25 protein-coding genes are annotated in these 23,421 nt (G+C 65.0%); 10 read left to right on the top strand and 15 right to left on the bottom strand.

From position 1 onward, the window contains the following. Nucleotides 1-742 (bottom strand): IS110 family RNA-guided transposase (locus tag J6525_RS12040; protein WP_225644597.1); only part of this gene is annotated, 742 nt, incomplete at its 3' end. A 548-nt stretch (nt 743-1,290) separates the two neighbouring features. Here J6525_RS12040 and J6525_RS12035 point away from each other — a divergent pair. Beyond that, nucleotides 1,291-2,043: a carbonic anhydrase gene (locus J6525_RS12035; RefSeq protein WP_225644596.1), complete on the top strand. Its 753-nt coding sequence runs from the start codon at nt 1,291-1,293 to the stop codon at nt 2,041-2,043. A gap of 419 nt (nt 2,044-2,462) precedes the next feature. Here J6525_RS12035 and J6525_RS12030 read toward each other — a convergent pair whose 3' ends face one another. Together J6525_RS12030 and J6525_RS12025 are read right to left on the bottom strand one after the other, a co-directional pair. Next, a complete protein-coding gene (locus J6525_RS12030) occupies nt 2,463-3,248 on the bottom strand; it encodes a 2-keto-4-pentenoate hydratase (RefSeq protein WP_225644594.1) in 786 nt (261 codons plus the stop codon). Between the two features lie 108 nt (nt 3,249-3,356). Continuing rightward, complete coding sequence (locus tag J6525_RS12025; RefSeq protein WP_225644592.1) at nt 3,357-4,385, bottom strand: SDR family oxidoreductase; 1,029 nt, start codon at nt 4,383-4,385, stop codon at nt 3,357-3,359. A 98-nt stretch (nt 4,386-4,483) separates the two neighbouring features. Between J6525_RS12025 and J6525_RS12020 the strand changes: the two genes are divergently transcribed. Continuing rightward, entirely contained in the window at nt 4,484-4,912 is a 429-nt protein-coding gene (locus tag J6525_RS12020; protein WP_225644591.1) for a winged helix-turn-helix transcriptional regulator, read from the top strand. A gap of 251 nt (nt 4,913-5,163) precedes the next feature. On the opposite strand, the gene J6525_RS12015 is transcribed toward J6525_RS12020, so the two are convergent. The 3 genes from J6525_RS12015 to J6525_RS12005 all read right to left on the bottom strand — a co-directional run bounded on the left by J6525_RS12015 (nt 5,164) and on the right by J6525_RS12005 (nt 7,396). Beyond that, nucleotides 5,164-5,970 (bottom strand): phytanoyl-CoA dioxygenase family protein, encoded by an 807-nt coding sequence (locus tag J6525_RS12015; protein ID WP_225644589.1) that lies wholly within the window; start codon nt 5,968-5,970, stop codon nt 5,164-5,166. 238 nt (nt 5,971-6,208) lie between these two features. Beyond that, on the bottom strand, nt 6,209-6,574 hold the full coding sequence (gene dksA, locus J6525_RS12010; protein WP_170991616.1) for an RNA polymerase-binding protein DksA: 366 nt from the start codon (nt 6,572-6,574) through the stop codon (nt 6,209-6,211). A 210-nt stretch (nt 6,575-6,784) separates the two neighbouring features. Beyond that, nucleotides 6,785-7,396 carry an NAD(P)-dependent oxidoreductase gene (locus J6525_RS12005; RefSeq protein WP_225644587.1) on the bottom strand — a complete coding sequence of 204 codons (612 nt, stop codon included), beginning with the start codon at nt 7,394-7,396 and terminating at the stop codon, nt 6,785-6,787. Between the two features lie 104 nt (nt 7,397-7,500). On the opposite strand from J6525_RS12005, the gene J6525_RS12000 reads away from it, so the two are divergent. Further along, nucleotides 7,501-7,887: a winged helix-turn-helix transcriptional regulator gene (locus tag J6525_RS12000; RefSeq protein ID WP_137480133.1), complete on the top strand. Its 387-nt coding sequence runs from the start codon at nt 7,501-7,503 to the stop codon at nt 7,885-7,887. A 51-nt stretch (nt 7,888-7,938) separates the two neighbouring features. Here the strand turns inward: J6525_RS12000 and J6525_RS11995 are convergent, their stop codons facing one another. After that, nucleotides 7,939-8,352, bottom strand: a complete 414-nt coding sequence (locus tag J6525_RS11995) for a flagellar assembly protein FliX (protein ID WP_057016669.1) — start codon at nt 8,350-8,352, stop codon at nt 7,939-7,941. Between the two features lie 268 nt (nt 8,353-8,620). Between J6525_RS11995 and J6525_RS11990 the strand changes: the two genes are divergently transcribed. The 4 genes from J6525_RS11990 to J6525_RS11975 all read left to right on the top strand — a co-directional run bounded on the left by J6525_RS11990 (nt 8,621) and on the right by J6525_RS11975 (nt 11,171). After that, nucleotides 8,621-9,745 carry a flagellar basal body P-ring protein FlgI gene (locus J6525_RS11990; protein ID WP_092085046.1) on the top strand — a complete coding sequence of 375 codons (1,125 nt, stop codon included), beginning with the start codon at nt 8,621-8,623 and terminating at the stop codon, nt 9,743-9,745. Continuing rightward, nucleotides 9,745-10,101 (top strand): flagellar assembly peptidoglycan hydrolase FlgJ, encoded by a 357-nt coding sequence (gene flgJ, locus J6525_RS11985; protein WP_168854999.1) that lies wholly within the window; start codon nt 9,745-9,747, stop codon nt 10,099-10,101. Before J6525_RS11990 ends, flgJ begins: the two co-directional genes overlap by 1 nt. 19 nt (nt 10,102-10,120) lie before the next feature. After that, nucleotides 10,121-10,624 carry a hypothetical protein gene (locus J6525_RS11980; RefSeq protein WP_225644585.1) on the top strand — a complete coding sequence of 168 codons (504 nt, stop codon included), beginning with the start codon at nt 10,121-10,123 and terminating at the stop codon, nt 10,622-10,624. Between the two features lie 160 nt (nt 10,625-10,784). Beyond that, on the top strand, nt 10,785-11,171 hold the full coding sequence (locus J6525_RS11975) for a hypothetical protein (protein ID WP_028337698.1): 387 nt from the start codon (nt 10,785-10,787) through the stop codon (nt 11,169-11,171). A 17-nt stretch (nt 11,172-11,188) separates the two neighbouring features. Here the strand turns inward: J6525_RS11975 and J6525_RS11970 are convergent, their stop codons facing one another. The 3 genes from J6525_RS11970 to J6525_RS11960 form a co-directional block, all read right to left on the bottom strand. After that, nucleotides 11,189-11,554, bottom strand: a complete 366-nt coding sequence (locus J6525_RS11970; RefSeq protein WP_016846761.1) for a hypothetical protein — start codon at nt 11,552-11,554, stop codon at nt 11,189-11,191. Between the two features lie 28 nt (nt 11,555-11,582). Next, nucleotides 11,583-11,948, bottom strand: coding sequence for a flagellar biosynthesis regulator FlaF (gene flaF, locus J6525_RS11965; protein ID WP_225644583.1), 366 nt, complete (start codon nt 11,946-11,948; stop codon nt 11,583-11,585). A gap of 207 nt (nt 11,949-12,155) precedes the next feature. Continuing rightward, nucleotides 12,156-13,325, bottom strand: a complete 1,170-nt coding sequence (locus tag J6525_RS11960) for a flagellin N-terminal helical domain-containing protein (protein WP_092085044.1) — start codon at nt 13,323-13,325, stop codon at nt 12,156-12,158. 367 nt (nt 13,326-13,692) lie between these two features. Between J6525_RS11960 and flbT the strand changes: the two genes are divergently transcribed. Next, nucleotides 13,693-14,124, top strand: a complete 432-nt coding sequence (flbT, locus tag J6525_RS11955) for a flagellar biosynthesis repressor FlbT (protein ID WP_016847775.1) — start codon at nt 13,693-13,695, stop codon at nt 14,122-14,124. Nucleotides 14,125-14,260: 136 nt separating this feature from the next. Here flbT and J6525_RS11950 read toward each other — a convergent pair whose 3' ends face one another. The 5 genes from J6525_RS11950 to J6525_RS11930 all read right to left on the bottom strand — a co-directional run bounded on the left by J6525_RS11950 (nt 14,261) and on the right by J6525_RS11930 (nt 22,164). After that, complete coding sequence (locus J6525_RS11950) at nt 14,261-16,144, bottom strand: flagellin family protein (RefSeq protein WP_092084911.1); 1,884 nt, start codon at nt 16,142-16,144, stop codon at nt 14,261-14,263. Nucleotides 16,145-16,151: 7 nt separating this feature from the next. After that, nucleotides 16,152-18,029, bottom strand: coding sequence for a flagellar hook-associated protein FlgK (flgK, locus tag J6525_RS11945; RefSeq protein ID WP_225644581.1), 1,878 nt, complete (start codon nt 18,027-18,029; stop codon nt 16,152-16,154). A gap of 46 nt (nt 18,030-18,075) precedes the next feature. Next, the gene (locus tag J6525_RS11940) at nt 18,076-19,908 is read right to left on the bottom strand and encodes a flagellar hook protein FlgE (RefSeq protein ID WP_092084907.1); all 1,833 of its coding nucleotides are present in this window, start codon (nt 19,906-19,908) and stop codon (nt 18,076-18,078) included. 183 nt (nt 19,909-20,091) lie between these two features. After that, complete coding sequence (msrB, locus tag J6525_RS11935) at nt 20,092-20,592, bottom strand: peptide-methionine (R)-S-oxide reductase MsrB (protein WP_092084905.1); 501 nt, start codon at nt 20,590-20,592, stop codon at nt 20,092-20,094. A 75-nt stretch (nt 20,593-20,667) separates the two neighbouring features. Beyond that, complete coding sequence (locus J6525_RS11930) at nt 20,668-22,164, bottom strand: NAD(P)/FAD-dependent oxidoreductase (protein ID WP_225644579.1); 1,497 nt, start codon at nt 22,162-22,164, stop codon at nt 20,668-20,670. 95 nt (nt 22,165-22,259) lie between these two features. Here J6525_RS11930 and J6525_RS11925 point away from each other — a divergent pair, with 95 nt between their 5' ends. Next, nucleotides 22,260-22,802: a SixA phosphatase family protein gene (locus J6525_RS11925; protein ID WP_225644577.1), complete on the top strand. Its 543-nt coding sequence runs from the start codon at nt 22,260-22,262 to the stop codon at nt 22,800-22,802. Nucleotides 22,803-22,959: 157 nt separating this feature from the next. Further along, a complete protein-coding gene (locus J6525_RS11920; protein ID WP_225160142.1) occupies nt 22,960-23,385 on the top strand; it encodes a universal stress protein in 426 nt (141 codons plus the stop codon). The last annotated feature ends 36 nt before the right edge of the window (nt 23,386-23,421 follow it).

Genomic DNA, 23,421 nt, shown 5'->3' with positions numbered 1-23,421 from the left:
CCAGCCAGGCCGCAAAATGACGACCAGAACGGAACGTGCGCGGATCAGGTGTCTTCATCACCAGCGCGGTTGCAACGATCGGACCGACCGAGGGGATCTGAGCCAAGCGCCGGCCCGTGGCATCGGCGCGGTGCCAGGCCATCAGCTTGGCCTCAACCGCCTCCAACTCACCCTCGAGCCTGACGCGCTCCCGGCCCAGCACCACAAACAGCTCGCGCGCCAGAACCGGAAGCGTCTCGTCCTGCGCAATCCGCACCAGCAGGGGTTCGATCGCGTCCAGTCCCTTGGGGGCGATCAGGCCATACTCCGCCGCATGGCCGCGTATCGTATTGGTCAGCTGGGTGCGCCGGACGATCAATCCGTCGCGGACACCCATCAGCATCAGCGCGGCCTGCTGCTCGGCCGTCTTCACCGGCACGAAGCGCATGCTCGGCCGGCTCATCGCTTCACACAGGCCTTCTGCATCCCGCCCGTCATTCTTGTTCCGCATCACGTAGGGTTTGACCAACTGCGGTGCCATCAGCTTCACCTCGTGACCGAGCTTGGAAAGCTCCCGCGCCCAATGTTGCGAAGCCCCGCAGGCCTCCATCCCGATCACGGTCGGCGGCAATTTGGCGAAGAACTCCAGCACTTGTTTGCGCGACAGCTTCTTGCGCAGCACCACCTGCTCCGCCGCATCAACCCCATGCAGCGCAAAAATATACTTCGACGTATCAATCCCAATGCGGATAATCTGGTTCACGGACGGCTCCCATGTATGAGATCTAGACAACCTCATTCTGGCACACTGATGCCGTAGGGGGCCGTCCACACCATCAACCCCAAATGAGAGTTGTTGCGCGATGCTGGGGCCACGATCCCGTTCATCATCAGGTGCGGTGGTTATGGGTCCTGGCTTTCGCCAGGACGACGATCGTGTGTGTGGAATCCGCTCTGTCATCACCCGGCTCGCCGCCTCCGCTGAAGCTTCGGCGCGCCAAGGATGCACGGCCTCGTCGAAGCCTTGGCGAAGACGGGACCGGGCGATCCAGTACGCCGCGGCCTCTCGGCTCAAGCACAGCCGTCTCTGCAATACTGGATCACCCGCTTTCGCTTTAGCGGGTCATCACACCGCGCTGTTTGACATCTTGAATTGCGACTCGTCCTCACCGTCATCCCTGCCTAGTGCGCAATTGCACATGGGAGCAGGGACCGAGCATGAAACCGTGTCGTTGCGGTGGCACTGCGCATGATCTACAACCTTTGCACGGACGCGATTGCTATTCCCGGATAATTTTACGGAGATTTTTGATGTGCCAGCTTTGCGAAATCACAGCTCCCACCCAGACCTCCCGGCGCCGCTTCCTCGCTGCCGCGGCCTGCACCGCCGCCAGCCTAGCCCTTGCACCGCCAGTTTCCGCCAAGGAGACCAAATCGCCGCCGAAGCCGCAGAATGTGCTGGCGCCGGACGCGGCACTGGAGCGGCTGGTGAAAGGCAATCTGCGCTATGTCGAAGGCGTCTCGCGGCGGCATGATTTCAAGCACGAGCGCGAGGCGCTGGCCGGCGGACAGAATCCGTTCGCCGGCATCCTGAGTTGCGCGGACTCTCGCATCGCACCGGAATACGCCTTCGACACCGGCCGCGGCGATCTGTTCGTCTGCCGCATCGCGGGCAATTTCGCCAGCGACGAGACCATCGCGAGCCTGGAATATGCATCGGCCGTGCTCAACGTGCCGCTGTTCATGGTGCTCGGCCACGACAGCTGCGGGGCGGTCGACGCCGCCATCAAGTCGCTGAAGGACAACACCACCCTGCCCGGCCATCTGCCCTCGCTGGTCAATGCGATCGCACCGGCGGTGAAGGCGACCGAGGGCAAGGGAGGCGACCGGCTCGCCAACGCCATCAGGCAGAACGTCATCGACAACGTCGCGAAGCTGAAATCGGCGACGCCGATCCTCAGCGCCGCGGTCGATCAGGGCAAGCTCAGGGTGGTTGGCGCGGTCTACCGGCTAACCGACGGCAAGGTCGAACTGGTCACGGACGCCAAGCGCCCGGCGACTTGAAAGTCAGGTGAATTCAGTAAAGTCAGGTCAAGGTCGCGCTACACACTCGGTGTCGTCCCTGCTTTCGCACTAGCGTATATACATATCCTCCGCAGTCTTTCCGGAGTCTTCTCAAAGAGTTGGCCGAAAACCGCAGAGAACTTACTCATCTGCACTAGGGTTGCGCCCGCCGATTTCGGCTCTCGCCTAGTAGCTAACCCCTTGATGATGAGTCGGTTTTCTAGCCTCGAAGAGATGTGTAAATGCCCTAGTGCGAAAGCAGGGACCCATACCCCGCAGCGGCTGTCGCGAACCGCGCTCGTCGCTCCCGCGCCGCGCAACAATCAGCATTCGTGGTTATGGGTCCCTGCTCCCGTGCGCAATTGCGCACTAGGCAGGGACGACGTCCTTATGTGGAGGCAGGCTCGCACAACGTTGCCTCACGTAAAGGCCGCTTCCACCTTGCCGAGGCCGTCGAGCTCCATCATGACCGTGTCGCCCGCCTTCAGCCACACCGTCTTGACCAGGCTGCCGGTCAGCACGATCTGGCCGGCATGCAGGCCACGGCCCTCAGTGGCGAGATGATTGGCGAGCCAGGCGAGCGCGTTGTGGGGATGCCCGAGCACGTCGGCGCCGGTGCCGCGGCCTTCTTCCTTGCCGTTGACGATCGCGCGTCCCGCGACCGCGCGCAGATCGGGCACGGTGATGCGCGGCACCTCCTCCCCGAGCACGCAACCGGCGGCGAAGAAGTCGTCGGCAATCAGCGTCGGCGCGCCCAATGTCTCCCATTTGACGTAGCGGTCGTCGACGATCTCGATCGCGGGATAGTAGGCATCGATCGCTTCCGCGACCCATTCGGCGGTAAACGGCGCCTCGCTGGGAGCGAGATTGCGGGCGAGCCGCACCGCGATCTCGCACTCGACGCCGACATGGACGAACTCGGCCGCCGGCAGCCGCACGCCACTGTCATGCACGACCTTCTCGAACACGCCACCGACGCAGGGGTGCGGGATGTTGATATATTCCTGCATCACCGCGCTGGTGCAGCCGATCTTGTAGCCGACGAGGCTGCCCACGTGTGGCTGCATCAGAGCGTGCAGCGCGTACTGCACCTGATAGCCTTCGGCTTCGTCGCGCGGCACCACGTCTTTCGGAAGCGCCTTGAGCGGCGCCCGGCTGCGGCGCGCGCTGGCGATCGCCTTTGCGGCCGCGAGGACCCGATCCATCTGCGCAGCCTCCCTGGTGTTCTCGGCGGCGCGGTGGCGCCTCCGTCTGCTCGCTGCAATTCAGCACTCGCCGACGCGTCTGGCAAGCACGCTGCACGGGAGCTGCGGTCAGGCCTTGACGAGGCCGAGCCGGATCAGGCTCTCGGCGGTCGCGACGATCATCTCCTCATTGCCGCGCGGGCGCCAGCCGAGCAGGTGCTGCGCCTTGGCGCTGGTCGCGCGGCGCACCTTGCCGAGCAGCGGCAGCGCGGCACGGGCCATCGGGTTGCGCCGTGCGGCGAGCCGCATCATCCAGTCCGGCGCCTGGAACCGCGGCACACGCCGCGCCTTGCTGCCGAGTTTTGCGCGCAGCACCCGGGCGACCCCGAGGATCGACATGGTCTCGCCGGCGACCGCCAGGAAGCGCTCACCGCTGGCCTCGGGCGACATCATGGCGCGCAGATGCAGGTCGGCGACATCGCGGACGTCAACGAGGCCGAAATGGATCCGCGGCACCGCCGGCATCGCGCCGTCGAGCAGCGCCTTGATGATGCCGATCGACTCGGAGAAATCGGCACCGAGCGCCGGGCCGAACACCGCGGTGGGATTGACCACGGCAAGCTCGAGGCCATTGCCTTCGCGCGCGACGAAATCCCAGGCGGCGCGCTCGGCCAGCGTCTTGGATTTCGGATAGGCCTGCACGCCGGGACCGTCGAGATTGGACCACACGGTCTCGTTGAACGGCGCCGCTTGCGGCGGATGGCCGTAGCCGATTGCCGCGAACGACGACGTCACGACCACGCGCTTGACGCCAGCGTCACGCGCGGCGCGCAACACCCGCAGCGTGCCTTCCCGCGCCGGGACGATCAGCTCGTTCTCGTCCTCGGGCACATAGGCGCCGAGCGGCGATGCGACATGCAGCACGTAGTCGCACCCGGTGGCCGCTTCGTGCCAACCGTCGTCGCGCAACAGGTCGGCGATGACGAAGCCGACCTGGTCGGGCGCCGACGCACCGCCCTCGCGCAGCATCGCGATCACGTCGTTGCTGCGACCGGGATTGCGCACCGTCGTTCGCACCGCATGCCCGTCGGCAAGCAGCTGCAGAATCGTATGCACGCCGATGAATCCCGATCCGCCTGTGACCAAAACCGTGCTCATGTCCCTGCCCTCTTCATGGTTCGGCGGATGGGCCCAACATTGCACCGCCCGCCCTGCACAGGCCGCATCTGGTCACTATCTGACCTTGGACAAGTAGGATGAAATTCGAGACCGGTATGGAAAACAATACCAGCGATATGTGTGACGGCGGTGAATGCGAGAGCTGTCCCACCGACCCCAATGTGCTGATCGAATTCAAGCACGCGATCCAGGCGCTCGGGGGAAAATGGAAGTTCGAGATCCTGTTCACGCTGATGAATGGCGGCGTGCGGTTCGGCGCGCTGCGCCGCGCGCTCGCGCCGATCACCCAGCACATGCTGACCGCGCAGCTGCGCGAGCTCGAGCGCGACGGCCTGGTGGCGCGCAAGGTGCTCGCCGAGAAGCCGCTGCAGGTCGAATACGAGCTGACGGATTCGGCCTGGAGCCTGACGCCGGCTTTCCGCGAATTGCTGGCATGGTCGAAGACGTTCGGCCCGCGGCGCAGTGCCGCGGCAAGTGCGACGACGCTCGGAGCCGGACTGACCTGAACGTCGTCTCGCCATAAACCGTTTCGGCATAGGAATTACATTCCCTCTCCCGCCTGCGGGGTCCGAGGCGAGCGAAGCTCGCTCTCGAGGCTAGGGTGGGGGTATCTCCACGAGTCACATCGTGGAGAGAGCCCCCACCCGCCGCGCGCCTTGCGCGCGTCGACCTAAGAGCGAGCTTCGCTCGTCTCGACCCCGCAAGCTGGAGAGGTGCAGCGAATGCGTGGCAAGGCTTGACCACGCATCATCGCACTTCACCCCATGCCAAGCGCCTTTCGGATCGCGATCTCGACCGGCGAATACGCACCGTCCGCGCGTTCCAGCCGGTACGGTTCGCCGGCAGCGAGCGACGGCTGGGCCATGAAGCGCGGTGTCGTGCCCCGATGCTTCTGCGCGGCATGCACCAGCAACGGATGGCACAGATAGACCGTGCCGGCCTCGCCGGTCGCGAGCGCGACCTCGCAGTCGGCGCCAACACCGTCGAGCACCATGCGTGCGCGCCCGGCCTCGCCCGCCGGCGCGAGGTAGCGCGCCATCGGCCAATGCGAGCCGACCCTGATCCGGGTCGGCGCGTCGTCCTCGCCGACGTCGGAGAACAGGAACAGCAGCAACAGCGCCCGGCCACGCGAAACGACATTGGCCCGCCAGGCGGAGAAGTCGCTGCGCTCGTTCGGGTCGCAATCCTCGCCGGGGAAGCTGACGTCGACGTGCCAGCCGGCATCGCCGGGATCGTCCGGATGCGGGAAGCGCACCGGAAAGGTTCCGATGTCGTCGCGCGGGCGCCAGCGGCCGGGACCGGCGATCTGATCGAACGCCCGGTGCAGCAGCGGCGTGTTGATCGCTTCGCGAAACGGCGCACCGCCATAGCCGGGCAGCCGGATCACCGGGCGCGTCCAGGTCGCAGGATCGTGCTCGCTGCATGGCAGGTCGCGCCACATGACGGCGCGTCCCTGGTCGGCGAGTTCCCGGGGAAAGGCGCTGTCGATCCGGACAAAGCCCTGTTGGATGAATTGCTCGATCTGCGCGCCGTCAAGCGCACGCGCGTCGTTTCGATGGGTCATGATTGTCTCTCAAACTGTCGCCAGCCATCGATGCTCCGCGATGCGCGGAACCTGACCGGCTCATTCGGTTTCACTGGAATCCCAGGAGCGAAAGCTCGTGGGGCCGCTCGGCGCTTCCAGGAGGAAGCGGGATCAGCCCAGGAAAAACACCGAAGCGATGTTGAGAGTGCGTGTCATCATAGCGGCGCGAACGTACAACCGGTACGCGCCGGTAGCAATCCGTGGCGATCCGTCGCCACTATTCGTCGCGATAGACCTTCTCGCGCTTCTCGTGGCGTTCCTGCGCCTCCACCGACAGCGTTGCGATCGGGCGAGCTTCGAGCCGCTTCAGCGAGATCGGTTCACCGGTCTCTTCGCAATAGCCGTAGGTGTTGTCTTCGATGCGCTGGAGCGCCGCGTCGATCTTGGAGATCAGCTTGCGCTGACGGTCGCGGGCACGAAGCTCGATCGCGCGGTCGGTTTCCGAGGACGCTCGGTCCGCGAGGTCGGGATGATTGACGTTCTCTTCCTGCAACGTCTGCAACGTGACCTTCGATTCGCGGAGGATTTCATCCTTCCAGGCCAGCAGCTTGGCGCGGAAATAATCGCGCTGCCGCTCATTCATGAAAGGCTCTTTTTCAGTCGGCCGGTAGTTCTTCAGCTTTTCCAAAGGCAGCCATGTCCCTGTCAGGCGGAGGGAACACAACTCCTCCGCGCGGCGCCTTATATAGCCACGTCATGTGACAGACAATATCTGCCACCGCGAAAGGCGGGCCGCCCCCAAGGCCTTGCACAGGCAAACTTATCCGCCCTGCCCGGGGACGGCCCTGCCCCCTCAATAACCGATCGTGAAACGCCGGCGGATATGGGCCGGACGCTCGATTTCGTCGGCGAGTGCAACTGCGAAATCCTCGAACGAGATCGAGCTTTTGCCGTCGGCTGCGGTCAAGAGCTGGTCGGTTCCGAGGCGGAACTTGCCGGTCCGCTCGCCCGCCACGAACAGGGCCGAGGGCGACAAGAAGGTCCAGTTCAGGTCCTTCTCCTGGCGCAGCAGGTCGAGGAATTCAGCCCCCTTGGAGGCCTCGGCCTTGTATTGGGGCGGAAAGTTGGGGGTGGTCACCAGGCGGACGCCCGGCGCCACCTCAAGGCTGCCGGCGCCGCCGACCACGAGATAGCGGCCGACCCCGGACGACTTGGCCGCCCCGATCAGCTTGGCGGGGTCGCTGGCCAGGAAATGGATCGAACTGACCGCGGCATCGTGGCCGGCCCACAGCGCAGCCAAGGCGGCCTGGTCGTTCGCGTCACCCTTGCGGGCGGTGACATTGGGCAGGCTGGCGATCTTCTCCGGGTTGCGGGCGATGGCGGTGACGGCGTGGCCGCGGCGGGCGAGTTCCGCGGTGATGCGCGAGCCGGCCTGGCCGGACGCGCCGGCGATGGCGATCTTCATCTCAAGTCTCCGATTGATGGTTTCCAATGGTGACTAGATAGCGAAGAGGATGTAGGTGTGAAGAAGGCACTCTCGCCTCACCTGATCACGCCGGAGTAACCGCGATGAAAGCCACGAGCCTCAAGCCGGACGCCTATGCCGCCAATTGCCCGACGCGCCAGATCCTCGACCGGGTCGGCGACAAATGGGCGGTGCTGATCCTGCTGCTGCTGCGCAGCGAGCCGATGCGCTTCAACCAGCTCCGACGCGCGATCGAAGGCATCTCGCAGAAGATGCTGTCGCAGGTGCTGAAAAGCCTGGAGCGCGACGGGCTGCTGCGTCGCCGGGCGATCGCAACGGTGCCGGTGACGGTGGAGTATTCAATCACGCCGCTCGGATCGACGCTCGCCGAAGCCGTCGATCCGCTGCGCGACTGGGCCGAACGGAATCTGAAGGAGGTGCTGGCCGCGCAGCGCCGCTACGACGCGCAGCGCAAGGCGCTGGCGGCTTGAGGCACCTGCAGGCACTGGCGGCGTGGGACAGGTGAGTTGATCGAGAGGAGCCTAGTATTGCCCGGCCTTGGCGAGCTCGACCTCGACGCGCAGTTCGATCTCGCCGAGCACGGCATCGAGGCCGGGGTCGCCGGAAGATTCCTTCAGGCTCGCCGCGGCGTCACGCAGCCGGTTCACTGTCGAAGAATCGAAATTGCCGGACAGCAGGCCGAGCTTGAGCGCATCGAGCACGTCGAGCGCGCCCTTGCCGCGGGCCACCGAGCGCTTGCGGCGTTCGGTCGGGTCCTCGACGCCCTGCAGCGCGAGCAGCGCATCGAGGCTGGCGGCGGCCTTCGGCGCCGCGGTGGAGCGCACCTCCTCCTGCGCGGTCGTCGCATCCGGCAGCGAGAAGCCGCTCGACGAGGTGCGCCGCGTGGCGCTGGTAGACGTGCCAAGCGTGGTGCCGTTCGGTCCGTAGATGCGCATCGTCGTGATGATCCCGCAGGCCTGAATGGGCCGAGCATCGCTGTTTTATGGTTAACGGCGCGTAAACGACCCGGCAATTTCTGCCGCCGCGCGGCAGTTTCGCGCTCCCTGGCGAACCGGAGCAAAATGACGACCCGACAATTTCGATAAATATATCAACACATTGCCCAAGCGAAGCGGAGTGGCACGCAGCTCGCATGGTTAATGGCGGATCGCCGTCATGGGAGTGTCGCGCAATCCGCGAGTTCAGTTCGAGGGGAGCATCGGGATGCCCGGCATCCGCATCGCAAATCTGTTCGGAGTGGCCTGCGCCGTGCTGCTGGCGCTGGCGGCCTCCGTCATGCCGGCGGCCGCGACGTCGCGGATCAAGGATCTCGCCAATATCGAGGGCGTGCGCCAGAACCAGCTGATCGGCTACGGCCTCGTGGTCGGCCTCAACGGCACCGGCGATACGCTCAACAACATCCCCTTCACCAAGCAATCGCTGCAGGCGATGCTCGAGCGCATGGGCGTCAACATCCGCGGCGCCACCATCCGCACCGGCAACGTCGCCGCCGTGATGGTGACCGGCAATCTGCCGGCGTTCGGCACCCAGGGCACGCGCATGGACGTCACCGTCTCGGCGCTCGGCGATGCCAAGAACCTGCAGGGCGGCACCCTGCTCGTCACCCCCCTGCTCGGCGCCGACGGCAATGTCTATGCGGTGGCGCAGGGATCGGTGGCGGTCGCCGGCTTCGCGGCCGAAGGTGCCGCCGCCAGCGTCGTACGCGGCGTCCCGACCGTCGGCCGGATCGCCAACGGCGCCATCATCGAGCGCGAGATCGAGTTCGCGCTCAACCGCCTGCCCAATGTGCGCCTCGCGCTGCGCAACGCCGATTTCACCACCGCCAAGCGGATCGCCGCCGCCGTCAACGACTATCTCGGCGTCAAGACCGCCGAGCCGATCGATCCCTCCACGGTGCAGCTTGCGATCCCGACGGAGTTCAAGGGCAACGTCGTCGCCTTCCTGACCGAGATCGAGCAGCTGCAGGTCGATCCCGATCTCGTGGCGAAGATCGTGATCGACGAGCGTTCCGGCATCATCGTGATGGGCCGCGACGTCCGCGTCGCCACCGTCGCCGTCGCGCAGGGCAATCTCACCGTCTCGATCTCCGAGAGTCCGCAGGTCAGCCAGCCCAATCCGCTGTCGCGCGGCCGAACAGTCGTGACACCGCGCACCAGCGTCGGCGTCAGCGAGGACGGCAAGAAGTTCGCCGTGGTCAAGGACGGCGTCTCGCTGCAGCAGCTGGTCGACGGCCTCAATGGCCTCGGCATCGGACCGCGCGACCTCATCAGTATCCTGCAGGCGATCAAGGCCGCCGGCGCGATCGAAGCCGACATCGAGGTGATGTGATGGCGAGCCTGATCAACAGCACCACCGGCAGCATGCCGAACAAGGCGTTGATGCCGATGTTCAACGGCCGCCCCGATCCCGTACTGCAGGACGCGCTGAAGAAGGTGACGCCGCAGCAGGCCGCCAAGGCGAAGGCGACCGCGACCGATTTCGAATCGATGTTCCTGAATTCGATGTTCTCGCAGATGACGACCGGCCTGAAGGGCGATGGCCCGTACGGCGACACCGTCGGCACCGGCGCATGGCGGTCGATGCTGACCGACGAATACTCGAAGAATTTCGCCAAGGCCGGCGGCGTCGGCATTTCCAACGAGGTGTTCCGCTCGCTGATCCTGCAGCAGGCGAACAAGGGCTAGGGTTTCAAGGAGCAGCGCGATGAACCAGCGTCCACAGCAGCCGCGGCCAGTAGCATCCGCCCCCGCCGCGCGGTCCGCGACGTCGACGCCGCCGGACGTCGCGCGTCTCGCCAACGAGCTGACCGAGGTGATGAGCGGCCTGCTTGCCGTGATCGAGCAGGAGACCGAGTTCGTCCGCGCCGGCAAGATCCGCGAGGGCATGCGGCTCGAGCCGCAGAAGTCCGAGCTGTCGCGGCGCTACATGTTCGCGGTGGAGCATCTGAAATCGATGCAGAAGATGCTGTCGCAGACCGATCCCGAGCTGCTCGCGACACTGCGCCGTCATCACGAGACGTTCCGCGCCATGCTGCAGGTCAATTTGACCGTGCTTGCAACGGCGCACGCCGTCTCCGAAGGCATCGTGCGCGGCGTCAATGCCGAGGTGCAGCGCCGCAACATTCCGAACACCTATACCGCAAGCGGACAGCGCGCCACGCCGGGCCCGCGCAACATGACGCCGATCGCGATCAGCCGCACACTCTGACGCCTACGCCTACAATTTAGCTCAATTCGACGCCGCCCCGGCAGCGCGGCATTCAGCGTGTTTTCTAACAGCCTATTGAGAGGTTCCCCGTAGAGTTGCGGACCGTGAGGGGTTGGGATTTGACTCAAGCAAACTAGTGCCTGTGCACTACGAGGCTGCCATGAGTACAGATTTCAACATCAAGCCGGTGGGGGCACCGGTCGCGGCGCCGATGGTCTCTCCCACGAGCGATACGGCGCAGAAGGCGGTCAAGACTGAACTGCCGGCGAGCCAGAGCGTCACCGCTCCGGAGCCGAGCGTGCGCGTCACCATCGATCCCAACGCCGTCAACGCATCGATTTCAAATCAGGCTCCGTCGGTCAGCGACCAGGTCATCATCGACCGCGACGCGCGCGCCGTGGTCTATCAGGTGGTCGATAATCGCACGAATTTGGTGGTGAGGCAGTTTCCGGAAGAAGCCGTATTGCGCCGCCGCGCCTATTTCCACGCGCTCGATCTCAGCAAGGACGCGCCGACGCGGGTGCGCGCCACCGATCGCCGCGCCTAGCGCGGAGCAACGACCGCTCAGGTCTTCTGCGTGGCGTAGGCCTTGTCGAGATAGGTCGCCCCGGTGGCCGGATCGGTGACGACATTGGCGATCAACGCCGTCCCCTGCTGCACCAGCGCGAACTTGGTATCGCCGATCCGGAACCCGCCATCCTTGATCAGCACGTCCTGATACTTGCTGGTGCCGTCGCTCTGGTAGTGGACCTTGGCGCGGAAGCCATCGACGTTCGACACCGAGATGTTGAACGACTTGTTGTTGGCGTACTTGCCGCTCCAGCTGCCCTCATAGAGGTTCGGATCGACGGCCACATAGGGCGTCTTCGACGGGACCGTCAGGCCGGCGGCCTTGTAGTTGGCCGACAGGATGCTCAACACGTCGGCCATGCCGAGGGCTCCGTCAGGAATCGATCGATCAGCCGCGACCCGAGAGGCCGGCGGCGATATTGCAGTTGATATCGATCAGCGACTTCAGTTTCGCCGGATCCGGATTCATCTGGATGTCGACAGTCTGCTTCATCACGAACACGCCGATATTGGCGATGTTCTGGCGAATCTCGAGCGGCTGCGGATTGTCGTCGCCCTGCGCGGCGCTGAGAAAGATCGACCACAGCCGGCGGTTGAACAGCAACGCGTGATCGAGCGCCTTGTCGGGACCGTTCCAGTTCGTCTGGACTTCCTGCAGCTGCCGCGCGGCCTTCAACAGCGCCTGCGCTTCGATTTCACGTGGGGACGCCGTCATCGTGGAGGTACGAGCGTAGGCCTGGGCTGCATTCGACATTCAATGACCTCGATGGGATGCGGATTTCTCGAGCCGCGAAGACGCAATTCTAGCGCCCGATATTTATGCATCCGGCGCCTTTAAATATGGTTAGCAGGCGTTACGAAATGCGTCGTTCTGACGGCATGGACAGACACCGTAATATCCCGGAGACAAAAGAAAACGGCGGGGTTTCCCCCGCCGTTCTCGAAGCACTTGTCGGCACGGTTAGCGGAGCAGCTGCAGCACGCTCTGCTGGCTCTGGTTGGCGAGCGCCAGCGCGGAGACCGCGATCGACTGGCGGGTCGACAGCGCCTGGCTGTTGGCCGCTTCCTCGTTGGTGTCGGCCAGCGTCAGGTTGGACGAACCGGTCTGCAGCACGTTGATCAGGTTCTTCGAGAAGTCCTGGCGGATCTGCACGATCGACAGGTTCGAACCGAGCGTCGAGGCTTCGCTGCGCAACGCGGAGCTCGCCGAGCTCAGCGACGAGATGACGCTGTTCGCCGAGTTGTTGTCGAGGAAGTCGGTGCCGGCGGTCAGCGCCTTCAGACCGAGGCCGCTGGCATTGAAGGTGACGCCGGTGATGCTGAGCGTCGACTTGCCGGTCTCGTTGAAAGTCAGCTTCAGGCTGTCGCCGTTCAACAGGTTGATGCCGTTGAACGACGCGTCCTGCGCCGTGGTCGTGATCTGCGCGATGGTGTTGTTGTACTGCGTCACCAGAGCGGCGCGCGCCGACTGCGACGCCTGGTCGGCAACCGGGGCCGTGCCGGCCGCGCTGAACGTCGCGGTGCCGCCGCCGGTGTTGGTGAAGGTCACCGCACCGATCGTCGAGGACGCCGCGTCATTGGTCGTGGTGATGACGAGCTTGTTGGAGCTGTCGAGGCTCGCCGTCAGGTTGCTGGCCGCCAGCGACGTGTTCAGCTGCGCCAGCGACGTGCTGGCCCCGAAGGTGAAGCTGAAGGCGGGTTGGCCGGCCGAAGCCGCGATCGCCAGCACGTCGCCGCTCTTGATCGTGGTGCCGTCGACGAGGTTGGCAGAGGTGCCGCCGAGCGCCGCGGTGGAGGTGACCGTCGACCTGGTGGTGTAGCCGGTCGGGCTCTGCAGCACCTGGTTGGCAATCGACTTCGCGGTATCGACCAGCTTCTGCAGCGAGGTGATGCCGGTGTTGGCGGCCTGCAGCACCTGCACGCCGTTGCCGATGCCGTCGAGCAGGTTGTTGATGTCGCTGGCGCGGTTGTCGAGCGACTGCGCGGTGAAGAAGTTGGTCGGGTTGTCGAGCGCCGTGTTGACCTTCTTGCCGGTGGCAAGGCGGTTCTGCGTCGTGGAGAGCAGATCGGCGGTGGACTGGAGGGAGAGGAGGTTCTGGCGAACGGAGGAGGAGAGAATGATATCGGACATTTTCATACCTTTCTGGTGTGAAACTGAGAAAAAAGCCGCTCCAATCCTTTCTGATCGGGCGGATGGCCGGATCCTGCGGTCAAGCCGCGAAGGAAAAAGAAATCTCCAGCACGGCATTTGAGACAAAGGCCGAAGAATAAAATTGGCGCCATTGGGCGAGGTTCGTCCCGAAAACTACTGACATGACTGTCAATTCCGACGACGTACAGACGTTCGCGCCCGCCCCTCGTTCACCAAGCATTAACCATCATGGGAAAGGATCGCTGTCGCATCGGCCCCTGCCCGCAACGGCGGCTGCTAAGCAGTGCCGAACCACTTCGCTCCGCCAGCGAAGACGTCGCGCGACTGCAGGCAAAGGAGAACGGTCATGGCCCTGAAGGTCGAACTCAAACCGAACGAACGCATCATCGTCGGCAATTGCGTGATCACCAACACCGACCAGCGCGCCCGCCTGCTGATCGACGGCGACCGCATCCCGATCCTGCGCGAGAAGGATATCTTGACGCCCGAGACCGCGGACACGCCGGCGAAGCTGATCTATCTGGCAGTGCAGCTGATGTATCTGTCGCCGGATCCGATGGCGCACCACCCGACCTATTTCAGTTTGGTGCGCGACATCATCACCGCGATGCCGAGCGCGTGGCCCTTCATCGAAAGCGTCAACAACTTCATCCTCAACGGCGACCTCTATCACGCGTTGAAGGAATCCAAGAAGCTGATCGCGCACGAAGAGAAGCTGCTGGAAACCGCGCGCGACCAGCAGAACGCCGATCGCGACGACGCACGCAAGAGCGCCTAGAGCTTCTTGTTTTGACGCGTTTTCTTCACGCGAACCGGCGTCCACGTCGCTTGAAAACGCCCCAGCCCCACTCGCCTCAACGAAAAAGGCCTCCGCGCGGAGGCCTTTTTGCTGGCTGGAGTTCAGGGGCGCGTGATCAGCTGATCGGCAGATATTTCAGCAGCGTCGTCTGATACAGCATCGACGTGGTCTGGTACGACGCCTGCAAGCTGGTTTGCAGCGCCAGGATCTTGGTCGCGACCTCGTCCTGATTGACGCCCTCGACCGAGTCGAGCATCGTTTCCGCCATCCCCTTCAGCTGGGTCTGCCGATCAGTGGCCGCCTTGGTCGCAGTCTGGGCACCGGCGAATTCGGCCTGCACGTCCTGGATCTGCTGCTGACCGTTTTGCGGGGCGAGGTTGGCGCTCACGCGCTGCGCGAGCGCCGTCACCTGCGCGCTCGCATTCGGGTTGCTGGCATTGGTGGTGACCGCTGCGTACACCGCGACGTTCTGCAGCAAATAGCGGAAGGCCTGCTCGTTGGCGCGCGCGCCATACTGCACGGTGATCGACTGATCGACCTGCGCGACCGCGGTGCCGCGCGCCGACCCCGGGCCATTCTCGCCGGTATACCAGTAGACGGTGTTGCCGGGCGTGCCCGCGACCAGGTTGGTCGCGGTGTCGAACGGCGGTCCCCCCACCCTGAGCGGCGCCGGCGCTGCGGTGGTGTTGTTGGCGATGCCGAGCGCGCCGAGTGCGGCTGTATTGGAGCTCGAGATCGACAGGCTCTCGCCGTCGGCGCCGTGCAAGGTGATCGCGCCGTTGCTGATGGTCGACGGGTTCTTGGTGCCGCTGATCTGGTCGATCTTGGCCATCAGCGTCTGCACGCTGTCGGTGACGTTGACCTGGTTGCCGGTGGCGCCCGAGGCCACGAAGGTGATCGGCGTGCCATTCACCGTGATGGTATCGCCGGCGGCAAAGCTCGTCGACAGCGAGTCGGTGCCCGTCGCCCCCGACAGCGCCGTGGCGCCGCTGATCGGCGCCGGCGGCGTGTTATGGTTGTTGACCGCCGCGCCCGAGACGGTAGCGACCGGATTGAAGAAATTGTTCGACGCCGCCACCGCGGACGCCGCGACCAGCGACGTGTCGCTCAACGTCTTGATCGACAAGGTCAGCGTCGACTGCAGGTTGGCCGTCGTCGCCGCGGTGTCGGTGCCGATCAGGAACGAGCCGGCGGGCGGCGGGTTCGTCGTCGTCGCCGTGAGTTCGATCGCTTCGGTGGTGCCGTCGGGCAGCGTGAAGTTGAACTTGATCTTGTCGCCGTCCTTCGGATTGACGGCGCCGAGATCGACCGACGCGGTCTTCGGCGTGCCGGCCGGCTGCGTCACCGTGGCGCCACCCGTCAACGACGACTGCACCGACAAAAGCTTCAGGCCGAACGGCGAGCCGTCCTCGGCGATACTCGTTACCGTCGTGGTCGCCGGCGGCGACGAGACGCTCAGGCGCCCCATCATGCCGGCGCCCTGATCGGCCTGCTTGCGCTCATTGATGAGCTGCGTCAGGCCGGCCTGGGTTGCCGTGCCCTTGAGCATGGTATCGGCGGACACCGTGGCCGGCGTATCCATCGCGCGGCCGGAAAACAGATAGCGGTCGCCGGACTGGCTGTTCAGCATCGCGACCGCGTTGGCGAAGGCCGCCTGCGCCGTGATCTGGCCCGAGGTCTGGCCGCTATCGTTGAGCGTCAGCGTCGCCGTCGTCGCGGCGTTCTTCACCTGGGTCCCGACGTCCGAGAGGCCCTGCAAGGTGAGGTTCGCGACACTCAGGCGCGTGTTGAGGTTGGTGGCGGTATCGGAGAACGCGTTGATGCCGCTGATCTGCGCGCGCAGGCTGAGCGCGAAACCGCGATCGAGCCCCTGCCCCGCATAGGTGGTCGATACCTTGCCGGTCGCAAGCTGCGTGGTCAGGTCATTGAGCTGATTCCGCAGGTTGAGGATCGTGGTGCCGATATAGGAAGTTCTGCCGCTTACGCCGTCGATCGACATGTTACCCTCACGTGAGCTGCAGCAGCGCGTCGTACATCTGCTTGATCGACGACATCACGCGCGCATTGGCGGAATAGGCGTTCTGCAGCGAAAGCAGATGCGCCATCTCCTCGTCCATGTTGACGCCGGAAGTCGAGTCCATCTTGGTCTGCAGCGTGTTCAGCACGACGTCCTGGCCGTCAGCCAGCTGCTTGGCGGCGGTCGCCGACTCGCCCTGCTGGCTGATGAACTGCTTGGCAAAGTTCAGTAAGGTGCCGGTGAACGGCGCGCCTGACGTGCCAAGGCCGGTCTGCGGCGAATAGCTGTACGAGGCGTTCGACAGCTGGTTCAGAACGAGGTTGGCGCGCGTGGTGTCGCCGGCCGGCGTCTGCGGATTGGTCGAGTACACCACCATGCGCGAGGGATCGCCGATCAAGCCGGTGTTGACGCTGATGCGCGCGGCAAGGCCGATGGTCTGCGAGCCGTTCGCGGTGATCGCGCCGGTGTAGAGCCCGCCATTCTCGGTGAACAGCGGAAGGTGCGGATCGCCCGAGGTCAGCGACGAAACCGTCGATGTGACCGACGCCGCGGTCACATCGGCCTTGTTGGCGGCGCCGTCGTCGAGCACGCGCAGCGTCGACCCCGACGGATTGGAGAATTGCAGACCGGTTCCGCCGAGTGCGCCGTTGAGCTGCGACAGCACCGCGCTCATGCCGCCCGAGAAATCAATGCCCAGCACCTCGTCGTTCGGATCGACGGTCGCGGTATTGCTCAGCGGCAGTACGCTCGGATCGTCGACGCGAATGATCGACAGATTATGCGTCAGGCCGGTGGTATTGTCCTTGTAGGAGACGTGGATGGTGTTGCCGTTCTGCAGCCCCGAGAGATCGAGGTCGAAGCCGGACTGCGCCCCCGCCGTCGCCGCGGTGCCCGCGGTCGTCTTGTCCGACAACGCGCTCGACATCGCGGCGGCAAACTGATCGATCTGTGTCTGGGCCTGCGCCAGCGTGTTGTCGCGCAACTCGAGATAGGCGGCGATCTTGCCGGAGCGAATCGAGTTGGTCGACACCATGTCATAGGTGCCGCCATGCGGGAACGTGATGGTGATGGCGCCGACGGTGCTCTTGGTCGGGTCGGTATTGTACAACGTGTTGGGCGTCATCGTGCCCTGGGCGTTGAAGCTGAGCGTCGCGGCCTCGGTGCCGACCAGCTGCACGCCGGAATTGGTGAACACGCTCACCTGGTTCTGGCTGTTGGTGACGGTGCGGATGTCCATCAGCTGCGAGAGCTGCGTGACGTAGCGGTCGCGCTGATCGAGCAATGCCGCGGTCGAGGCATCGGTCGTGCCGCCATTGGCCGCCAGCTGGACATTGAGGCGGGCAATCTGCTGCAACGCATTGTTGGCGCTGTTGATGGAGTCGCTGATGCCGGCCTCGGCGTTGGCGCGCAGCGTCTGGATTCCCTGCGAGGTCGCGTTGAGCTGCTGCGCCATCGATTGCGCGGCATTGATCACGCCGATGCGGGCCGACTGCGATTCCGGGCTGGTCGACAGCCCCTGCAGCGCGGTCAGGAACTTGTTGTAGGCGTCCTCGATCGTGCCGGTGGAGTCGGGATTGCCGTACACGCCCTGCAGATTGGCCAGGAAATCCGAGCGGACGTCGGCATAGGCCGCGCCCGACGTCTCGGTGCGAAGCTGGGTCTGCAGGAATTCGTCGAGCTGGCGGTTGACGCCGGTGATGAGGACGCTCGATCCGTACTGGCCGGTGGTGCCGGTAGTCTGGTTCAGCGTCTTCCTGACGTAGCCGGGCGTCTCCGCGTTGGCGACGTTCGACGACACGAGCGAGAGCGAGGCCTGCGTGGCGCGCAGGCCCGACATCGCGGTGGAAAGGGCTTGGCTCAAACCCATGATGTATACTCGCCTTTACTTCTTCACACGTGCAGCAACGACGCGATCAGCGCACCACGTTCAGGAGGTCCTGCACCATCGAATTGGTCGTCGTGATCACCTTGGTGTTTGCCGAATAGGCCTGCTGGGTCACGATTAGCTTGGTGAATTCGTCGGCAATATCGGTGTTCGAGCTCTCGAGCGAGGAGCCGACGATGGTGCCGGCCTTGCCGAACAGCGCCGCGCCGGACTCGTCGGTCGCCTCGAACGCACCGCCGTCGATGCGCTTGAGGAAGTTGGTGCCGTTGAAGGTCGCCACCGAGATTTCGGCGAGGTCGATGTTGCGGCCGTTGGTGTAGTTGCCGACGATGCGACCGTTGGTCGAGACGCTGACCGACTGCAGCTGGCCGGCGGGGAAACCGTCCTGCTGGATCTGGTTGACCTGAACGTTGCCGTTGGCGTCGGCGAACTGGGTCACGCCACCGGAGCCGAAATTGATCACGGGGCTGCCGAGCGACACGCCGTTGACGACGGCATTGGTGAGCGCCACCGAGGAGATCGCCGGCGACATCTGGCCGTTCGAGGCGAAGGTGAAGTTGACATTGACGTTCTGCCAGGAGACCTGCGTGCCGGTCGCATTGGGATTGACCTGATAGAACAGGTTCCAAGTGTCGGTATGTCCGCTGCCCAGCGAAGAGCTGTCGGTCTTGGCCCAGCGGAATTGCAGGTTCACCGGCGCGCCCGACACGTCGTAGGCCGTGACGGCGCCGCCCGAGACGGATTCGTTCAGGAAGGTCGAGTTGTCGTTGCCGACAACCTGGCCGGTGCCGACCGTGCCGCCGCCGCCGCGAACCGCAACCGCCGACCCGGTGAAGCCGAGCGCCGCAAAGGCGGTCGCGTTCGAGCTCGTCACGTTGAGATCGGCCAATTTGCCGGAGTGCAAGGTGATCTTGCCGCCGCTGATCGTCGATGACGTCGTGGTACCGGTAATCGCGTCGATCTTCGCAAGCAGCGTTCCGATGCTATCGGTGACGTTGAGCTGGTTGCCGGTCGCCCCCGAAGCCACGAAGGTGATGACGGTGCCGTTGACCGTAATCGTGTCGGCGGGCACGACGGGCGGGCCGGCGGAGCCGGCGCTGAAGTTGGTATTGATCGAATCGGTGCCGGCTGCGCCCGAAAGCAGGGTCGCGGCGGTAATGGCCACCGACGGCGTCGCCTTGTTGTTTTGCGCGGTGCCGGTGATGGCGGAATCGGTATACGGCGCCGCCGGCGTGCCCAGCACCAACGGATTATTTCCACTGCTGAACGCGCCCGGCCGGATCAGCTCCGAACCGGGAACCGAAGTGTCGTGCGCCGTGGTCAAGGGATAGGACGCGAGGTTGGCGCGATAGTCGATCTTGGTGGTCTGCTGCGCCGGCAGGAAGTCGTTCTTGAATTGCAGCACCTGCGGCGATGAGCCCGCCGGGTTGCCGGTGGTCGGGTCGATCGGCACGCCCTCGAGATAGTAGCCGGCGCCGTTGACGAGATAGCCGTCCTTGTTGAGCTGGAAATCGCCGCGGCGGGTATAGCGGTCAACGCCGTCGAACACCGGGGCGCCGTCGGTGAAGCTGCCGGGCTTCTGCACCGCGAAGAAACCGTTGCCGTTGATCGCCATGAAGGTCGCGACCGATGCCGACTGGACGTCGCCCTGCACCGAGTTGGTCGAACGGGACTGCGCGGTGACGCCGCCGGCAAGTTGCGCGGTCAGCGCGGTCTGCGGGACGAGGTCGAGGAACGAGGTATCGATGCGCTTGAAGGCGGTGGTCTGCGAGTTGGCGATGTTGCCGGAGATGTTTTCGAGCGCGTACGACCCTGCGCGCAAGCCACCGACAGCCGTCGTGAGAGCGCCGAAGATACCCATGACATGTTCTCCAATTCGATTCCCGGCGGCTGGCAATCACAGGAATGGCCGCATCGGCGGAGCATGTCGCAAAGGTCGTGCCACGAAACAAAACGTAACAAAATCATCCGCTTGAAAAAAATGCCCCGGTCGTTCGACCGGGGCACATTTGCCGGGAGCGGCAACAATTGCCGGGAAGGAATGTCAGGTCGCCGATGGCGCCGCCGGGTGAAACACCAGCGCGAAACCGTCCATGCAGTACCGCAGTCCGGTCGGTTTCGGGCCGTCGTCGAAGACGTGGCCGAGATGGCCGCCGCAGCGGCGGCAATGCACCTCGGTGCGCACCATGCCGAAGGTGCGGTCCGACGTCGTGCCGACCGCATTCTCCAACGGCTTCCAGAAGCTCGGCCAGCCGGTGCCGCTCTCATACTTGGTCTCGGACGAGAACAGCGGCAGGTCGCAACCGGCGCAGGCGAAGGTGCCCTTGCGGTGCTCCTTGAGCAGCGGGCTCGATCCCGGCCGCTCGGTGCCCTGGTTGCGCAGGATCTCGTATTGCTGCGGCGTCAGCTGCGCGCGCCATTCGGCGTCGGTCTTCTCGATCTCGAATTTCTCGGCGGCCTGCGCCGGCGAGGCGCGCAGCCAGCGGAAGGCGGCGAAGCCGAACAGGCCGGCGACGGAAGCAAGCAGGATGCGGCGATCGATCATCAATCATCTCCGGTGCGGACGGCTCGGGGGGCGCGCCCGAGGTTCGTCAACAGATACGAACCCCGCCGGCGGACGTTACATCCGCCCGTCGGAGATCCGCTCACTTTCTTGCGAGGCACCCGGATACGGCGCCTCGCCGTCCTCGATCGGCCTGGGCGCGGACGGACGCGCCGGCCGCACAGCCGACGGGGGTGGACGGCGGGGTGCGGGTCCCCTGGTTCCCGCCCTGAGATTGGCCTCGGCGAGCCGCGCCTCGCGCAGGCGTTCCTTCGCACGTGCACCCTCGCGGTAGCGCGCCAGAACACCCGCCACGGACGAGGCCCCCCTCGCCCACAGGCTGACGAAATGACCGGCGACGCGGCCGGTGGCGCCGCCGGCCCAGACCAGCTCGAACGGCGAAAACAGCCGCCAGCGATCGTCACCCCACAGGATGCTGCGCGCGATCAGTTGCCCGGCGAGCGCCGAGGTGTTGAGTCCCTGCCGGCCGAAGCCGCTCGCCACCCACAGGCCCCGGCGCAACTGGCCGATCTGCGGCATGCCGTGCACGGTGACGCCGACCGCGCCACCGAACATCTCCGCGATCGGAACCTTGCCGAGTTGCGGAAACACCGTGGCGACGCGGCGCTGCACCGCTGAGCCGAGGCGCTCCGGCCGTGCGTCCCAAGTGGTCTCGGGGCTGGCCCACAACAGCCTATCGCCATCGACGACACGGAAATGGTCGATGCCGTCGCTGTCGACGACCGAGCCGGGAAAGGCGATGGTCTCGGCTAGCCGCTCCCCGAGCGGCTCGGTCAATGCCGCGTAGCGCCACACCGGCAGCAGCGTATCGGACAGCCGCTTCAACGGCGCTCCGAGATGGATATTGCCGGCGAGGACAATATGATTGGCGCGCAGCCGCGCCGTCGGCGTCACGATGCGTTTGCGGATGCCGGAAAAATCGATGCTGACGACCGGCGTCTCCTCGAAGATCCGCACGCCAGCTCGCATCGCCAGCGCGGCGAGGCCGTGCACATATTTGCGGCCATCGATCTGGAACGCCTTCGGATAATAGATGCCGTGGAAATAGCGGCCGGTCCTAAGCACGCCGCGCACGCGATCGACCTGCCAGCCCTCGACCTCGGTCGCGAAATCCTCGCCCAGCGTCTGCAGGCGGCTGATCAACGCCTCGCCGACATCGACATTGGAGACTTCCAGCGCGCCATCGCTCGGCTTGATGCCCGGGATCAAATCCTCGGTAGCGGTGGCGCGGACATAATCGGCACCCTCCTTCGACAGCGCCCACAATTCGCGGGCATCGTTGAGGCCGACGCGCTCGATCACATCTGATATCGGCAGGCCGAATCCCGGCATCACGGTGCCGAGATGGTGACCGGAGGCGTTCCAGCCGATCTGGCGGCCCTCGAGCACCGCAACGCTCGCACCGAGCCGCGCCGCCTCACGCGCCACGGTCAGGCCGGCCAGCCCCGCCCCGACCACGCAAATGTCGACGTCGAGGTCGAACGCCAGACGGTCGCGGAACGGCGAGGCCGCCTGATCGGGGCCGTCTGCCGCACTTGTGGAACTCTCGCTCATGGCGTTTCTTACGAACCGCCGCGGCGCTTGTCACCTTGTCCAGGGCATGAGCCTGTAGAATTAATTCGACCTGACCGAATCGAGAATGGAAGTCCATGCGCCGTTTGCTGCTCCTGCGTCACGCCAAAACCGAACACGACGCGCCTTCGGGGCACGACCAGGACCGCCGTCTCGACGAGCGCGGCCACCGCGACGCAGCGGAGATCGGCGGCTGGATCGCCCGTCATCCGCCCCTGCCCAATCTGGCGCTGGTCTCGCCGGCGGTCCGCACCAGGCAGACCTGGGAGATCGTGCGCGAGGCGCTGAAGGACGCCGGGCATGCGCCGAAAGTCGAATTCGTGCCGGACCTCTACGGCGCCGATCCGGTGCAATTGCTGACCGCGATCCGGATGGCTTCGGTCACCGATCCGAAGCGGCTGATGCTGATCGGCCATAATCCCGGCATGCACGAGCTCGCGCTGACCCTGACCGGCAGCGGCGACGAGGCCGCCAAGCGCGCGCTCGGCGACAATCTGCCGACCTCGGGGCTCGCCGTCTTCGACTTCGCGACCGACGACTGGAACGACGTCTCGTTCCGGCGCGGCAAGCTCGTCCTGTTCGTCAGCCCTAAGCTGTTGAAGCAGGCCTCGCGCAGCTGACGCAAGCGGACAGCGCCGCTCCGCCATGCTATATTGACGTCTGCGCGACAGGGGGACCGGTTCGCGTCGATACCAGAACGACTTCAAGAAAAAGAAGGCGCGCGTCCCAGGCACAGGGACCAAACGGCTCCAGACCAATCGCGGACAGGAGGCGCAGATGTACAAGTCCATTCTCGTTCCGATCGACCTCGCCGATACCGATCTGGCGAAGCCGGCGATCGCAACCGCCGCGACGCTGTCGCAGACATGGAACGGGGCGGTGCGTCTGCTCAACGTGCTGCCGATGACGCCGGTGATGCTCGCCGAATACGTGCCGGCGGATTTCGACAGCCAGCAGCGCGAAACGTCGGAAGAGGCGCTTGCGATCGTCGCGCGCGAATCCGGCATCGCGCCCTCCCGCATCTCGGGCGTGGTCCGCCAGGGCGGCATCTATCATGAGATCCTCGAGGAGGCGGCGGCCATGAAGGCCGACCTGATCGTGATGACCTCGCACCGGCCGGCGATGCGCACCTACTTCCTCGGCTCAAATGCCGGCCACGTGGTGCGCTACGCCAAATGCTCGGTGCTGGTGGTCCGGCACTAAAGCGGGATGATTTTATGGGGCCGTCGCAGGCGGCGC

The organism is Bradyrhizobium australafricanum (assembly GCF_020329495.1).
In the GTDB taxonomy this organism is placed as follows: Bacteria; Pseudomonadota; Alphaproteobacteria; order Rhizobiales; family Xanthobacteraceae; genus Bradyrhizobium; species Bradyrhizobium australafricanum.
Note: the sequence above shows the minus strand (reverse complement) of the source record. Positions and strands in the feature narration are given on the sequence as shown.

Coding starts and splice junctions, on each gene's coding strand:
- J6525_RS12000 (WP_137480133.1), top strand. CDS start 7,501: ATGAAAGCCACGAGCCTCAAGCCGGACGCCTATGCCGCCAATTGCCCG.
- flgJ (WP_168854999.1), top strand. CDS start 9,745: ATGGCGAGCCTGATCAACAGCACCACCGGCAGCATGCCGAACAAGGCG.
- J6525_RS11980 (WP_225644585.1), top strand. CDS start 10,121: ATGAACCAGCGTCCACAGCAGCCGCGGCCAGTAGCATCCGCCCCCGCC.
- flbT (WP_016847775.1), top strand. CDS start 13,693: ATGGCCCTGAAGGTCGAACTCAAACCGAACGAACGCATCATCGTCGGC.
- J6525_RS12035 (WP_225644596.1), top strand. CDS start 1,291: ATGTGCCAGCTTTGCGAAATCACAGCTCCCACCCAGACCTCCCGGCGC.
- flgK (WP_225644581.1), bottom strand. CDS start 18,029: ATGGGTTTGAGCCAAGCCCTTTCCACCGCGATGTCGGGCCTGCGCGCC.
- flaF (WP_225644583.1), bottom strand. CDS start 11,948: ATGTCGAATGCAGCCCAGGCCTACGCTCGTACCTCCACGATGACGGCG.
- J6525_RS12020 (WP_225644591.1), top strand. CDS start 4,484: ATGAAATTCGAGACCGGTATGGAAAACAATACCAGCGATATGTGTGAC.
- J6525_RS12005 (WP_225644587.1), bottom strand. CDS start 7,396: ATGAAGATCGCCATCGCCGGCGCGTCCGGCCAGGCCGGCTCGCGCATC.
- J6525_RS11930 (WP_225644579.1), bottom strand. CDS start 22,164: ATGAGCGAGAGTTCCACAAGTGCGGCAGACGGCCCCGATCAGGCGGCC.
- J6525_RS11960 (WP_092085044.1), bottom strand. CDS start 13,325: ATGTCCGATATCATTCTCTCCTCCTCCGTTCGCCAGAACCTCCTCTCC.
- J6525_RS11925 (WP_225644577.1), top strand. CDS start 22,260: ATGCGCCGTTTGCTGCTCCTGCGTCACGCCAAAACCGAACACGACGCG.
- J6525_RS11950 (WP_092084911.1), bottom strand. CDS start 16,144: ATGTCGATCGACGGCGTAAGCGGCAGAACTTCCTATATCGGCACCACG.
- J6525_RS11920 (WP_225160142.1), top strand. CDS start 22,960: ATGTACAAGTCCATTCTCGTTCCGATCGACCTCGCCGATACCGATCTG.
- J6525_RS12015 (WP_225644589.1), bottom strand. CDS start 5,970: ATGACCCATCGAAACGACGCGCGTGCGCTTGACGGCGCGCAGATCGAG.
- J6525_RS12025 (WP_225644592.1), bottom strand. CDS start 4,385: ATGAGCACGGTTTTGGTCACAGGCGGATCGGGATTCATCGGCGTGCAT.
- msrB (WP_092084905.1), bottom strand. CDS start 20,592: ATGATCGATCGCCGCATCCTGCTTGCTTCCGTCGCCGGCCTGTTCGGC.
- J6525_RS11975 (WP_028337698.1), top strand. CDS start 10,785: ATGAGTACAGATTTCAACATCAAGCCGGTGGGGGCACCGGTCGCGGCG.
- J6525_RS11940 (WP_092084907.1), bottom strand. CDS start 19,908: ATGGGTATCTTCGGCGCTCTCACGACGGCTGTCGGTGGCTTGCGCGCA.
- dksA (WP_170991616.1), bottom strand. CDS start 6,574: ATGAATGAGCGGCAGCGCGATTATTTCCGCGCCAAGCTGCTGGCCTGG.
- J6525_RS11990 (WP_092085046.1), top strand. CDS start 8,621: ATGCCCGGCATCCGCATCGCAAATCTGTTCGGAGTGGCCTGCGCCGTG.
- J6525_RS11995 (WP_057016669.1), bottom strand. CDS start 8,352: ATGCGCATCTACGGACCGAACGGCACCACGCTTGGCACGTCTACCAGC.
- J6525_RS12030 (WP_225644594.1), bottom strand. CDS start 3,248: ATGGATCGGGTCCTCGCGGCCGCAAAGGCGATCGCCAGCGCGCGCCGC.
- J6525_RS11970 (WP_016846761.1), bottom strand. CDS start 11,554: ATGGCCGACGTGTTGAGCATCCTGTCGGCCAACTACAAGGCCGCCGGC.